Source organism: Microbacterium paludicola (assembly GCF_015235415.1).
Classification (GTDB): domain Bacteria; phylum Actinomycetota; class Actinomycetes; order Actinomycetales; family Microbacteriaceae; genus Microbacterium; species Microbacterium paludicola.
Map to the genome: position 1 here is coordinate 71,446 of NZ_JADGLL010000002.1, position 13,497 is coordinate 84,942.

General features: G+C 69.8%; 12 protein-coding genes. 1 reads left to right on the forward strand and 11 read right to left on the reverse strand.

Features of this window, described 5'->3' with window-relative positions:
- Window positions 1-22: 22 nt before the first annotated feature.
- Window positions 23-1,327: an HNH endonuclease signature motif containing protein gene (locus IR155_RS01495; protein WP_135112457.1), complete on the reverse strand. Its 1,305-nt coding sequence runs from the start codon at window positions 1,325-1,327 to the stop codon at window positions 23-25.
- A gap of 835 nt (window positions 1,328-2,162) precedes the next feature.
- Here IR155_RS01495 and IR155_RS01500 point away from each other — a divergent pair.
- On the forward strand, window positions 2,163-2,924 hold the full coding sequence (locus tag IR155_RS01500; protein ID WP_135112459.1) for an SDR family NAD(P)-dependent oxidoreductase: 762 nt from the start codon (window positions 2,163-2,165) through the stop codon (window positions 2,922-2,924).
- A gap of 125 nt (window positions 2,925-3,049) precedes the next feature.
- Here IR155_RS01500 and IR155_RS01505 read toward each other — a convergent pair whose 3' ends face one another.
- The 10 genes from IR155_RS01505 to IR155_RS01550 form a co-directional block, all read right to left on the reverse strand.
- Entirely contained in the window at window positions 3,050-3,844 is a 795-nt protein-coding gene (locus IR155_RS01505) for a DNA/RNA non-specific endonuclease (RefSeq protein ID WP_135112461.1), read from the reverse strand.
- Window positions 3,845-3,948: 104 nt separating this feature from the next.
- Window positions 3,949-5,067, reverse strand: a complete 1,119-nt coding sequence (locus IR155_RS01510) for a substrate-binding domain-containing protein (protein ID WP_135112463.1) — start codon at window positions 5,065-5,067, stop codon at window positions 3,949-3,951.
- A 61-nt stretch (window positions 5,068-5,128) separates the two neighbouring features.
- Window positions 5,129-6,478: a multiple monosaccharide ABC transporter permease gene (gene mmsB / locus IR155_RS01515; RefSeq protein ID WP_135112465.1), complete on the reverse strand. Its 1,350-nt coding sequence runs from the start codon at window positions 6,476-6,478 to the stop codon at window positions 5,129-5,131.
- Window positions 6,475-7,995, reverse strand: a complete 1,521-nt coding sequence (gene mmsA, locus IR155_RS01520) for a multiple monosaccharide ABC transporter ATP-binding protein (RefSeq protein WP_167760686.1) — start codon at window positions 7,993-7,995, stop codon at window positions 6,475-6,477. The genes mmsB and mmsA overlap by 4 nt, the downstream gene beginning before the upstream one ends.
- Before the next feature lie 171 nt (window positions 7,996-8,166).
- Window positions 8,167-9,162 (reverse strand): LacI family DNA-binding transcriptional regulator, encoded by a 996-nt coding sequence (locus IR155_RS01525; protein ID WP_135112467.1) that lies wholly within the window; start codon window positions 9,160-9,162, stop codon window positions 8,167-8,169.
- A 179-nt stretch (window positions 9,163-9,341) separates the two neighbouring features.
- Window positions 9,342-10,331, reverse strand: coding sequence for a DUF2332 domain-containing protein (locus tag IR155_RS01530; protein ID WP_135112469.1), 990 nt, complete (start codon window positions 10,329-10,331; stop codon window positions 9,342-9,344).
- A 6-nt stretch (window positions 10,332-10,337) separates the two neighbouring features.
- Window positions 10,338-11,261 carry an ABC transporter substrate-binding protein gene (locus IR155_RS01535; RefSeq protein ID WP_228066502.1) on the reverse strand — a complete coding sequence of 308 codons (924 nt, stop codon included), beginning with the start codon at window positions 11,259-11,261 and terminating at the stop codon, window positions 10,338-10,340.
- Between the two features lie 34 nt (window positions 11,262-11,295).
- Entirely contained in the window at window positions 11,296-12,012 is a 717-nt protein-coding gene (locus IR155_RS01540; protein ID WP_135112471.1) for an ABC transporter permease, read from the reverse strand.
- Window positions 12,009-12,665 carry an ABC transporter permease gene (locus IR155_RS01545; RefSeq protein WP_135112473.1) on the reverse strand — a complete coding sequence of 219 codons (657 nt, stop codon included), beginning with the start codon at window positions 12,663-12,665 and terminating at the stop codon, window positions 12,009-12,011. Before IR155_RS01545 ends, IR155_RS01540 begins: the two co-directional genes overlap by 4 nt.
- Window positions 12,662-13,492, reverse strand: a complete 831-nt coding sequence (locus IR155_RS01550; protein WP_135112475.1) for an ABC transporter ATP-binding protein — start codon at window positions 13,490-13,492, stop codon at window positions 12,662-12,664. Before IR155_RS01550 ends, IR155_RS01545 begins: the two co-directional genes overlap by 4 nt.
- Window positions 13,493-13,497: the final 5 nt, after the last annotated feature.

Sequence of the window (13,497 nt, forward strand, 5' to 3'; positions counted from 1 at the left end):
TGTGTCGGCAGTGGGCCTCGGGTCAGAAGGGTGGTGGGTCGTCGCTGAGGTGCAGGTCCGGCATCAGGATCTCGGCTTCGGCTTCGAACCTGACCATCGGGGTCGGTTTGTACGCGTATACGCGTCCGAGCGGGCTGATGTATTCGGTGAGTCCGTCGGGCCCTTGCCGCATTCCCCATCGGGAGTGGTGTTTGAGGCGGTGGTGGGCTTCGCAGAGGTGGGCAGTATTGGTCACCGCGGTCGGGCCGCCGCGTGAGTACGGCGTGGTGTGGTCGATGTCGCAGCGCCTCGCGGGTTGCCGGCATCCGGGGAACCGGCAGTGCTCGTCCCTGGCGACCAGGAACCGGCGTTGCGCGGCGGTGGGGGTGTAGGCGTCGACGGTGTCGAGGGCGCCGGTGTCCTTGTTCTGCCACAACCGCACCCACATGCCGGCGTTGCCGGCCAGGCGACGGGCGGTGTCGGGGTCGATCGGCCCGTACCCGGTGAGGAACGCCGCGTCATCGCCGATGCCGGTGACCGTGTCGACGGGGATCGTGACCTGCACGGTGGCGCGGATGGCGTCCAGACCGTCCCCGGCGGTGGGGGTGCCGGTGAGGACGAGGTCGGTGAGCACGTCCGCACGGTGGTGATCCAAAGTTCGCGTGTCGCCGGTGCCGGCGGCACGGGCGACGGCTTTGTTCTTCACCGCCATCTGCGTGACCCGGTCGTGCATCGCATAGACCATCACGGCGGGCCCGACGTATCGGAACTCCCCCATCCCGTCCTCCAATGGGCTCACCCACGCACCGCGTTGTGCCATCGCCTCCTCGTGCCGCACCGCCAGCGGCACCGGGTCGATCCGCTCCGCCACGGAGCGGACGAGGGACCTGAGCTGGCCTGCGGTCATGACCTCCGCCCGAGGGAGGACGATGCTCTCGTACTCGGCCCGGGAGTCATCGTCGAGGCGTTCCCCGGCGGCGACGATCGCCTTCGCGTGGGGTTCGCTGATCCGCCCGGCCTGCAGGGCGGCGAACGTGGTGGGGAACTCGACGACGAGGGTGAGGGCCTCGCCCATCCGGGTGCGGATCGTGCCGTCGGGGATGCGGGCGGCGGCGCCGAGTTCGGCGGCCATGGAGCGGGTGGCGAAGTCGTACTCCGACTCCGACCCGCTCCGACGAGCCTGCGCCGCAGCGACCTCCGCCAACCCGACAAGCACCTGCGCCTGCTCGGCCCGCGCCCGGGCGATCTGCTGCTCCAGCTCGACGAACCGGGACACCAGCACATCGGCGCGCGCGTTCTCCTCCGCCGTGGCGATCCACGGATCCGGGGCGAACATCTGTGAGGTCATGAGGCAAGTCTGACAGGGGCCACCGACATTCCACCGTCGCGGAAACACCTGATCCCCGGTGGTTTCGACTGTGGAGAAGAGACAGGGTCGGGAGGGGTGTGGACGAGGCAACGGGGCCGTGGCACTCAGCCCCACGGGCGCGTCCGGGGTGGTTTCGACTCGCTTCGCTCGCTCAACCCGTTTCGACTCCGCTTCGCTCCGCTCAACGACCGGAAGCGCGGTGCAACCAACGGGCGAACCGACCGGGAGGGGCGTGAGCCCGACCGCGGGTCAGCGGAGGCGAGGGGTTCGGCGGCGAAGCAGGGGTGAGCCTGCGAACCGGGCCCCAACTTCGCCGACGAATCCCTGCCGAAGCGGAACCGACCACGGCAGCGGCCGCGAACAGCACAACCCGTTTCGACTCGCTTCGCTCGCTCAACAACCGGAGTGGTACAAGCCACGGGTGAGCCCGGGGCGGCTTCGACTCGCTTCGCTCGCTCAGCCCGTTTCGACTCCGTTTCGCTCCGCTCAACGACCGGAAGCGCGTACAACCCACGGCCGGTTTGGGCGTTTCGACACTTCGACTCGCTCCGCTCGCTCAGTGCGGCGCTCGCTTCGCTCGCTCAACGACCGGGTGGTGCGAACCGCCCGCGGGTCAGCGGAGGCGAGGGGTTCGGCGGCGAAGTAGGGGTGAGCCTGCGAACCGGGCCCCAACTTCGCCGACGAACCCCCTGCCGCAGCGGAACCCCCACGACACCGGGCCAACGAACAGCACAACCCCGTTTCGACTCGCTCCGCTCGCTCAACGACCGGGAGGGACTCGATCGAGGGGCCCGAAGGGGACAGACTGCTGAGCATGCGCATCACCGGATCCCACGCCGTCGTCACCGGAGGGGCGTCCGGGCTCGGGCGCGCCACAGCCGCGCGACTCGCGGCACGAGGAGCGCGCGTCTTCCTGCTCGACCTCCCAAGCTCACGCGGCGAGGACACCGCTGCCGAGATCGGCGACGCCGCCACCTTCGTCCCCTGCGATGTGACGCAGGTCGAGGAGGTGCGCGCCGCCGTCGCCGCGGCGTCGGCCGACGGCCCCCTGCGCATCGTCGTGAACTGCGCCGGCGTCGCCACGCCCGGCAAGCTGCTCGGCCGGGACGGCCCCCTCCCCCTCGAGACCTTCCTGCGCGTCGTGAACATCAACCTGGGCGGCACCGTCAACGTCGCCGCGCAGGCGGCGGCCGCGATGGCGCAGACCGATCCCGCCGACGGAGAGCGCGGCGTGATCATCAACACCGCGTCCGTCGCGGCCTTCGAGGGCCAGATCGGTCAGATCGCGTACAGCGCCTCGAAGGCGGGCGTCGCGGGCTTCACGCTCCCGGCCGCCCGCGAACTCGCCTCCAGCCTCATCCGCGTCGTCACGATCGCCCCGGGGCTGTTCGAGACGCCGATGATGGCCGGCCTGCCGCCGCAGGCGCAGGAGTCCCTCGCCACCAAGACGCCGCATCCCGCACGACTCGGGCGTCCGGACGAGTTCGCCGCGCTCGCCGAGCACATCGTCGAGAACCCGATGCTCAACGGCGAGACGATCCGCCTCGACGGCGCCGTCCGCCTCGAGCCGCGCTGAGCGCAGTCGTCGGATCCACGGCTCGGTCGTCGGGCCGACGGTGCGGATGACGTCGCCTGAGGCTCATGCGCATCATGCGCCCCACGGATCCGACGACTGAGCGTCGCCTCCGACGACCGGCCGGCTCAGAGCCGGATGTCCCCCGCCGCGGTGAGCTCGCGCCACGGCTCGGCGCGCACCGCGGGCGGCAGCACGTCGGCCTCGACGAGCCGGTCGAGGCCGAGGCCCGTGAGCTCGGCGATGTCGGCCACCGGCACCTGGAACGTGCGGAACGGACCGAGGTCGGGAACCTCCGCGGCGACCCCCTGCTCGATCTCGTCGACGTCGATCACGGGCGACTGATCGAGCACGAAGCCGGCGGCGCGCAGCTCGCCGTCTCGCACCCACGCCGCGATCTTGAAGAAGCGCAGCGGCACCAGGATGCCCCGGTACGGCAGGTCGTCGGCGCCGAGCACGGGTGCCGTGAAGACGGAGATGCGCTGGTCATGCGCGTCCGCGTACTCGAGCACGTGGTCCTCGAGACCGACCCACAGCTCTTCCGACTGGTTGAAGCCGGACGCCTGCGGCGCAGCGTTCGTGTAGTGGAACGTGTCGCTGTTCGCCTGCCGCGCGTCCTCACCCCACACGGGGTCACGGCGTCGCACCAGGTGACCGCGGTCGAGGTCGTTGCGCGAGTACACCTCGGGACCCGCCTGCCACTCAGCCGGGATCCGCTCATCCAGGCGCCAGTCGTCACCACGCGGCACGTCGACCAGCGCCGCCCCGTCGATGTTGACGGCGGTCAGCCGCGCGAGCCGGCGATCCCGATCGAGGATCACCGTGAAGTGCGTGTAGTCGAGCGGCACCGCCGTGGCCTGCGCCTCGGCGGGCACGGTGGGAAGCGGCAGGTCGGCATCCAGGAAGTCCGGCGAGTAGCCCATGCCCCGACCCTAGAAGCCACCTCCGACACGGGCGAGGGCCGCCGGATGAACTTCCGACGGCCCTCGCGTGACGGACCTCCGCGCGGGGAGGATCCGGGGACTTCTCAGTAGGACTGGACGATCTCGAGGAGGCTCGGGACGTTGGCGTAGGCCTCTTCCGCGTTCTCCTTCGTCACGATCACCGGGTCGAGCAGGTACGCGGGGACGACCTTCACGCCGTTGTCGTACTGCTCGGTGTCGTTGACGTCGACCTCCTCGCCCTTCTGGAGCTGACCGATCATCTTGATGGTCTGGTCGACGAGGAGCGCGGTGTCCTTGTTGATCGTGGAGTACTGCTTGTCCTCCATGATCCACTTCACCGACTCGACCTCGGAGTCCTGACCGGTGACGACCGGCTGCTTCTTGCCGGCCTGCTCGACCGAGGTCAGGATGGCGCGGGCGAGCGTGTCGTTGGGCGACAGCACGCCGTCGAGCTCCTTGTCGCTGTACGTCGACGTCAGGATCCCGTCCATGCGCTCCTGCGCGTTCTCGGCGAGCCAGCCCTGCGTGGCGGTCTGACCGATCTCGGTCTGACCCGAGCCCACGACGAGCGTGCCGTCGTCGATCTTCGGCTGCAGGACGTCCATCGCACCGTTGAAGAACACGGCCGAGTTGGCGTCATCCGGCGAACCGGAGAACAGCTCGATGTTGTACGGCGCCTCGTGGCCGGCGTTCTTCTCGAGGCCCTCGAGCAGCGCCTCGCCCTGGAGCTGGCCGACCTTGAAGTTGTCGAACGCGACGTAGTAGTCGACGGCCTCGGTGTTCTCGATGAGGCGGTCGTAGGCGATCACGTAGGCGCCGGCGTCGCGAGCGGCCTCGACCTGGGTGGCGAGCTGCTTGCCGTCCTTCGCGCCGATCACGATGACCTTGGCACCCGAGGTGACCATGGCCTGGATCTGGTTCGCCTGCTCGGCGACCGTGTTGCTGGCCGGTGCGTACTGCACGTCGGCCTGGAAGCCGGCGTCCTCGAGACCCTGCGTGAACAGGTCGCCCGCGAGCACCCAGTTCTCGCTTGTCTTGTCGGGCAGCGCGACGCCGATGCGAGCGCCTTCCTCGAACCCGGCCGGGGCCTCGGACTCGCCGGGAGCCGCACCGCCGGTGCCGCCGCGCTCCGAGGAGCAGCCCGTCAGGCCCAGCGCGAGCGCCGCGACCGCCGCCGTGGCGGTGAGAGCGATCTTCTTCATGTGATTCACAACTCTTTCTCTGTGCACAGTGCGTTCTGTGTGAGGGGAACGAGATCGCGACTCAGCTGCGAGTCGAGGCCTCCTTCTTCCCCGCCGCGGTCGTCGCGGCGGGAGTCTGGATGTCGCCGGAGAAGTCGGCGATCGCCTTGCGTCGGTTCATCAGGAACCCGATGACCGACGGCCGGCCCTGCTGCTTGTTCCAGACGTCGATGCCGACGGCGATCAGCAGCACGAGGCCCTTGATCATCTGCACCTGCGACTGGTCGACACCGAGCAGCGACAGACCGTTGTTGAGGAACGCCATCACGAGGCCACCGATGATCGAGCCGATCACGGTGCCGATGCCGCCCGAGACCGCCGCGCCGCCGATGAAGACCGAGGCGATCGCGTCGAGCTCCCAGCCGTTGCCGTCCTGCGGACCCGAGGCGGTCGCGCGGGCGACGTAGATCATGCCGGCGACCGAGGCCAGGACCGACATGTTCATCATCACGAAGAAGTCGACCCAGCGGTCCTTGACGCCCGACAGTCGCGCGGCCTGACGGTTGCCGCCGACCGCGTAGATGTGGCGACCGAAGACGGTGCTGTTCGTGAGGAACGAGTAGATGATGACGAGGACGAGCAGGATGATGCCCGACACGGGGAAGCTGGTTCCCTCGCGGCCGGTCGCGAACATCCATCCTGCCCCGAGGATGACCGCCGCGAGCAGCACCATCTTCGTCACGCTGACCCACAGCGGGGCCTTCTCGGCGCCCATCTTGGTCTGCACGCGGCGCAGGCGCAGCTCGTTGAACACGATCCACGCGACGCCGAGCAGAGCCAGGATCATCGTGGGCACGTTGAACGGAAGCGGGATGGCGATCTCCGGCAGGTAGCCGGCGCCGATGTAGACGAACTCACGCGGCACGGTGACGGACTGCGAGTCGCCGATCCACTGGTTCGCACCGCGGAAGAACAGCATGCCGGCGAGCGTCACGATGAACGCCGGCACCCCGACGTAGGCGACCCAGAAGCCCTGCCAGGCGCCGACGAGCACGCCCACGCCGAGGCCGAGGAGGATCGCGAGCGGCCAGGGGAGGTTCCAGTCGGCCATCGCCTTGGCGACGATGATGCCGGTGAACGCCGCGACCGATCCGACCGACAGGTCGATGTGGCCCATGATGATGACCATCACCATGCCGATCGCCAGGATCAGGATGTACGAGTACTGGTTGACGACGTTGATGAGGTTGCCGCTGGAGAGCGTCAGGCCCGTGCCGCGGAAGATCAGCGTCAGCACCTGGAACAGCAGGATGATGACGATCAGCGCGCCGAGGATGCCGAACTGGCGCGAGACGGACTGGCTGCCGCCGAACATCGTGCGGATGTCGCTGAAGCGGAAGCCGCGGTGCTCGGTCTGCGTGGTGCTGGTCATGCGATTGCTTTCTGGCTCAGGGAGGTCATGCTGCGCATGAGCGCCTCGGGGGTCGCGTCTGCGGCGTCGAGGCAGTCGGTGATCCGACCCTCGAAGACGGTGTAGATCCGGTCGCTGATGCCGAGCAGCTCGGGCAGCTCGCTGGAGATCACGATCACGCCCTTCCCCGCCGCGGCGAGGTCGTTGATGATCTGGTAGATCTCGTACTTCGCGCCGACGTCGATGCCGCGCGTCGGCTCGTCGAGGATCAGCAGGTCGGGGTCGGTGAACATCCACTTCGCCAGCACGACCTTCTGCTGGTTGCCGCCGGAGAGCGTCGCCACCCCCGTGCCGACGCTGGGCGTCTTGATCCGCAGGGCCTTGCGGTAGTCCTCGGCGATGCGGTGCTCGAGCCGCTCGTCGACGACGCCGCGCTGGGAGATCTTGGAGAGCTTGGCCGAGACGGTCGAGCGCTTGATCGTGTCGAGCAGGTTGAGGCCCAGCACCTTGCGGTCCTCGCTGACGTAGGCGAGGCCATGACGGATCGCCGACGACACGTCGGGAAGCTCGATCTCCTGGCCGTCTTTGATGATCGTGCCCGACACGTATTCGCCGTACGAGCGGCCGAAGATGCTCATCGCGAGCTCGGTGCGGCCGGCGCCCATCAGGCCGGCGATGCCGACGACCTCGCCGCGGCGCACGTTGAGGCTGGAGCCCTTCACGACGTATCGCTCGGAGACGGTGGGGTGGCGCACGACCCAGTCGCGCACCTCGAAGAAGACCTCGCCGGGGTGCGACTCGCGGTCGGGGTACCGGCTCTCGAGCGAGCGACCGACCATCCCGCGGATGATCCGGTCCTCGTTGATCTCGCCCTTGGTGATGTCGAGCGTCTCGACCTTGCGGCCGTCGCGGATGATGGTGATCTCGTCCGCGATCTGCTCGATCTCGTTGAGCTTGTGGCTGATGATGATCGACGAGATGCCGCGGCCCTTGAGGCCAAGGATCAGGTCGAGCAGGTGCTGCGAGTCGTCCTCGTTGAGGGCGGCGGTCGGCTCGTCGAGGATCAGCAGCTTGACGTCCTTGTTGAGCGCCTTGGCGATCTCGACGAGCTGCTGCTTGCCGACGCCCAGCGCCTTCACCTGGGTGTCGGGGTCGTCGCGCAGACCGACGCGGGCGAGCAGCTCGGTCGCGCGCATCCGCGCGGTGCGCCAGTCGATCGCGATACCCGAGCGCACCTCGTTGCCGAGGAAGATGTTCTCGGTGATCGACAGCTCGGGGATGAGCGCGAGCTCCTGGTGGATGATCACGATTCCGGCGGCCTCGCTGGCGCGGATGTCACGGAAGCGCATCTCCTCGCCGCGCAGCAGGATGTCGCCGGTGTAGGTGCCGTACGGGTATACGCCCGACAGCACCTTCATCAGGGTCGACTTGCCTGCGCCGTTCTCGCCGCAGATCGCGTGGATCTCGCCCGACTGCACGGTCAGGCTCACGTGCGAGAGCGCCTTGACGCCGGGGAACTCCTTCGAGATGTCGCGCATCTCCAGGATGGGCGGCGACACCGCCGGGAAGGCTGCCGTATTGCTCACTTCGACCTCGCTGTCTGGGTCACGCCTTCTCCTCGTTCATCGAGGAACCTCAGTCGTCGAGGTTTTGTGACCGTTCACATCGGAGTACATCGTGCATCTCTCCGCGTCGCATGTCAAGCGGCGTCAGCTGCGCCAGGGGGCGGCGCTCGAGGCGCGCGGCAGCAGTCGCGCTTCGAGAGGGCCGAACGCCGGGGTCTTCTCGCCCCGGATGTCGGCGAGCAGCAGCTCGACCGCCCGCCGGCCGAGCTCGGGGAAGTCCTGGTGGACCGTCGTCAGCGGCGGCCAGACGTGCGGCGCGACCGGGATGTCGTCGAAGCCGACGACGCTGACGTGACCGGGCACGTCGAGCCCGGCGTCGCGGAAGCCGTGCATCAGCCCGATCGCCATGAGGTCGTTCGCCGCGAACACGGCGGTGAAGTCGCCGCGACGAGCGAGCTCGAGGCCCGCGAAATGGCCGAAGTCCGCTGTCCAGTCGCCGCGGATGGGGGCGATCGTCGGCAGGTCGGCGTCGCGCAGCGCGTCGAGATAACCGCGCATGCGCGACTCGGCCTCGATCCAGTCCTGGGGGCCCGCGAGGTGCACGATGTCGCGGTGGCCGAGCTCGATGAGGTGCGCCGTGGCGAGCCTCGCCCCCTCGACCTGATCGGCCGCGAGGCTCTCCCCCGTCGCGCCCGATGCGGTCTGCAGACTCACGAACGGGACGTCGATCGCCATTCCACGCAGGACATGGAACACGCGCACCTGGGGCGCGAGCACGACGATTCCGGCGATCTGCTCGCGCACGAGCTGACGCACGGCCGCCCCGATCGCCTCGGGCGTCGTCGCCGGCAGATTGACCGTCGTGACGGAGTAGCCCTCCGAGCGCGCCGCCTCCTCGATCGTGGCGATGGACGACGCGGGGCCGAACTCGCCGATCGTGGCCGACATCACGCCGATGACGTTGGAGCGGCTCGTGACGAGGGCGCGCGCGGCGAGGTTCGGGCGGTAGTCGAGCACCGAGATCGCGTCGAGCACGCGCTGCTTGGTCTCGGGCCGGATGCTCGGATGGTCGTTGAGCACTCGCGACACGGTCTGGTGCGAGACGCCCGCAAGGCGCGCGACGTCGCGGATGCTCGGCATCCGCGTACGCTCCGACGCCTGTTCCACGAGTGCTCCCCTAACCCGGTTGGCTCGGCAGCTGCGCCGGACCCGACCCGTTGCGCCTGAGGCGCGGCATGCGGATGTGCACGTTCACACCCGTCGGTTCATTATGCCGGGATCGCGGCGCGAGCGCACACGAGCGCGTCGCCGGGCGAGGCTCAGTCGAGCCAGTGAAGCGATCGGCCGTGCTGGTCGGCGAACGCGACGTGCTCCCCGTCGATGCCGAGCAGCAGCTGCGCCGGAGGGGCATCGGCGCTCATCCCGGGGACGACGCCGGGTGGCTCCAGGCCGACCCAGCGGCAGCGCCCTTCCGCGACGCGCTCGCGCATGTCGGCGGCGAACGCGCGGCGATCCTGCTCGTCAAGGTACATCAGCACAACGCTGTGGAACACGACGACCGCGGCGCTGCCGTCCGTCTCCTCGTGCGCCTGCCGGATCAGCGCATCCAGGTCGGCCCGCAGGTCGCCCCGGACGACGGGCGGCGGATCCCGCCGCGCGAGCGCCACCCCCGCGCGCAACCGAGCGAGGCGGTCGTGCTGCTCGGGCCATACGAGGGTCTCGAGCCAGCGCACCTGGTCGCCGTCGCGCACGTCGATCGGATCGAGATCGAGCCCGCGCCGCCACAGGACCTCGGGACGCTCGACGGGCAGAGGCGCCGGTCCGGTGACCTCAGTCACGAGCTCGGGCTCCCCCGGCGCGCCCAGGGTGCGCTCCCCGCTCGGCGTCCGCCAGCGGTACGCCCAGCGGTCGGGAAGCAGGCACAGCCCGGCCGAGGCGCCGACCTCGATCAGGGCGAGCGGCCGCTGCCCCGCGGCGAGCGCGAGGGCCGGCAGCAGCGTGCCGAGCCTGCCGGCTTCGTTCGTCTGCGTGGCGTGCGTGAGGATCGTCTCGCGGATCGCCGGACCGTCGTCGCCGAGCAGCGCGTCCCGCAGGCCGTCGTATGGTTCGGGCGCCGGCACACCGTGACGGCGCGCGGCGGCGAAGACGAGGTTCGGCTGCCGCTTCAGGGGCGGCAACTCGTCGAGCCAGGCCAAGACCCGATCGTCATCCGCCGCCGCGAGAGCCCAGTCGGCGAAGGTCTCCGACGCGCCCGCCGCGTAGCGCGCGAAATCGCGGTACGCGGCCCGGGTCTCCCCGAAGAGGTCCATCTCGGCTCAGCCGAGGCCGTTGTCCGCGAGCCACTCCGTGGCGATCTCGGCAGCCGAGCGCTGCTCGACAGTGTTCTGCACGTTCAGCGCCACGAGCCCCTCGGGCGTGAGCGCCGCACTGACCGGATCGATCACGTCAGCGATCTCATCGGCCACCTCGCTCGAGGCGATCGGCACCACGTTCGAGGACAGGATCAGCCCCTCGGGGTCGGCGAGCGGCACGAGGTCCTCGGTCTCGATCTTCGGGTCGGCCGTGAACACGTTCGCCACGTCGATCGTCCCGGCGAGCAGATCCTCGACCGTGGTGTCACCCGTCGCCGAGAACTCGAGATCGACGCCGTAGACCTCCTTGGCGCCCTTCGGCCCGTACGGCCGCTCCTCGAGCTCGGGCGGCCCGCCGAGCGTCAGCGGGCCCTCCACCCCGGCGAGGTCGCCGATGGTCTCGAGACCGTGCTCCTCGGCGAAGGCCGCCGTGACCGTGTAGGAGTCCTGATCCGTCGCCGTCGACTGCTCGAGGGCGGTCAGGTTCTCGGGGAGCGCCTCGGTCAGCGCCGCGTAGACGTCATCCGGCGTGCGCGCCTCGGTGTCCTCGTCGAGGAACTGCAGCAGGTTGCCGCTGTACTCGGGGAAGAGCTGGATCTCGCCGCTCTCGAGCGAGGGAAGGTACGCGTCGCGCTGGCCGATGTTGAACTTGCGCTCGACCTCGAAGCCCTTCGCCTCGAGCGCCTGCGCGTAGATCTCGGCGATGATCTCGTTCGAGGGGTACGTCTGCGAGCCGACGACGATCGCGTCACCGCCGGCGGCCGCGGCCGATGCGTCTCCCGACGGCTCGGCGAGGGGGTCGCTCGAGCCACACCCTGCGAGCGCCATCGTGAGCGCAAGTCCGATGGCGCCGCCGACCGCGCCCCGCTTCATCCCGTTCCGTGCCATGACCCAGGTCCCTTCCCGTCGTCCTGCGCCGAGCCTACGCCGGGACGGGGACACGGGGACCGGTCCGCGACAGAAGGCGTGGACCGCCGCGCAGGTGCCGCGGCACCGCGGCCCGCTGCAGCAGGGCGAACACCCCGTCGAGCACGAGCGCGAGCGCGGCGACGGCGATCGCGCCCCCGAGCACCTGCTCGAAGCGGCGCAGCTGCAGCCCCTGGATGATGTCGTAGCCGAGACCACCGAGATTGACGTAGGCCGCCAGGGTCACGGTGGCCACGACCTGCAGCACGGCCGACCGCAGACCGGCGACGAGCAGCGCGAGCCCGAGCGGAGCCTCGATGCGCCACAGGATCTGCCACTCGCTCATCCCCTGCGCCCTGCCGGCATCGATGATCCGCCGGTCGATCGCCTCGAGCCCCGAGTAGGCGCCCGCGAGGATCGGCGGGATCGCCAGCAGCACAAATGCGATGAGCGCCGCCTCCGGCTTGCGCGTCACGCCCAAGACGAGCACGAGCAGCAGGATCAGGCCGAAGGACGGGATCGCCCGCGCCGCTCCCGAGATCCCCACCGCGAGCTCGCGCCCTCGTCCGGTGTGCCCGATCGCCCAGCCGGCCGGGATTGCGACCGCCGCGGCGATGGCGACAGCGCCGAACGTGTAGGCGAGGTGGGTGAGGAACGCCTCCGGCAGCGGGTGGGAGCCGTCAAGCCGCTCGGGCGAGAACAGCCACGCGAGCGCCTCCAGCAGCAGGTTCACGCCCTCGCCCCCTTCGGCGCGACGACGCGCGCCCACGGCAGCAGCACACGGCCGGCGAGTACGAGCAGCACGTCGACGATCAGCGCGACGATCGCCACGGCGACAACGCCCGCGAGGATCTCCTCGACGATGCGGCGCTGGAATCCGTTCGTGAACAGGTAGCCGAGGTTCGTGACCCCGATCAGGATGCCGACGGTCGCCAGCGCGACGGTGCTGACCGCCGCGACCCGCAGGCCCGCGAGGATCACGGGTCCGGCCAGCGGCAGCTCGACACCCCAGAACCGCCGCACCGGGCCGTACCCGACCGCCACCGCGGCCCGGCGCACGTCGCCGTCGACCGAGTCGAAGCCGTCGGCGACGGCGCGCACGAGGATCGCCACCGCATAGATCGTCAGGGCGAGCATAAGATTCAGCTCGCTGAGCGCGCTGATCCCGAAGATCACGGGAAGAAGCGGCAGCAGCGCGAGCGAGGGAAGCGTGTAGAGCAGCCCCGTCACCGCGATGACCGGGCCTCGCAGCGCGCGCCACCGGTGCGCCGCCCACCCCAGTGGCAGCGACAGCAGCAGGCCCCACAGGATCGGCAGCAGGCTCTGCCGCAGATGCTCGACCGTCAGCGACAGGATCAGCCCGACGTTGTCGGCGATCCAGGTCATCCGTCGTCTCCGCCGCGCAGCACTCCCTGCACGCGGCCGTCGCTGTCGACGACCACGCTTCCGTGGGCCGTGCGGCGCACGTGGAGCTCGCGCCGCCCTCCCCCGACGAAGTCGGCGACGAAGTCGTCCGCGGGAGAGGTCAGGATCTCGGCCGGCGTCCCGCGCTGCACGATCCGCCCGCCGGTGGCCATGACGACCACCTCGTCGCCGAGCAGGAAGGCCTCGTCCACGTCGTGTGTGACGAACAGGATCGTCTTCCCCAGTTCGCGCTGAAGGCGCAGCAGCTCCTGCTGCAGCTCGCGGCGGACGATCGGATCGACCGCGCCGAACGGCTCGTCCATCAGCAGGATGTTCGGGTCGGCCGCGAGAGCCCTGGCGACACCCACCCGCTGCTGTTGCCCTCCGGACAGCTGGGAGGGGTACCTGCTCGCGAACCTCGGGTCGAGGCCCACGACCTCCATGAGCTCGAGGGCGCGCTCGCGCGCCTCCTGCCTGCCGACGCCGTTCAGCAGCGGCACCGTGGCGATGTTGTCGACCACGCGGATGTGCGGAAGCAGGCCCGCCTGCTGCATGACGTAGCCGATCCGGCGACGCAGGGCGACCGGATCCCGGTCCTTCACGTCCTCGTCGTCGATCAGGACCGCCCCCGATGTGGGGTCGACCATCCGGTTCACCATGCGCAGGAGCGTGGTCTTGCCGGACCCCGACGACCCGAGCAGCACGACGGTCCGGTGGGACGGCACCGTCAGGCTGACGTCGTCCACCGCGACGATCTCGCCGCGTCCGTCGGCGTAGGTCTTCCGGACGGACCGGAATTCGATGCTCACGCTGG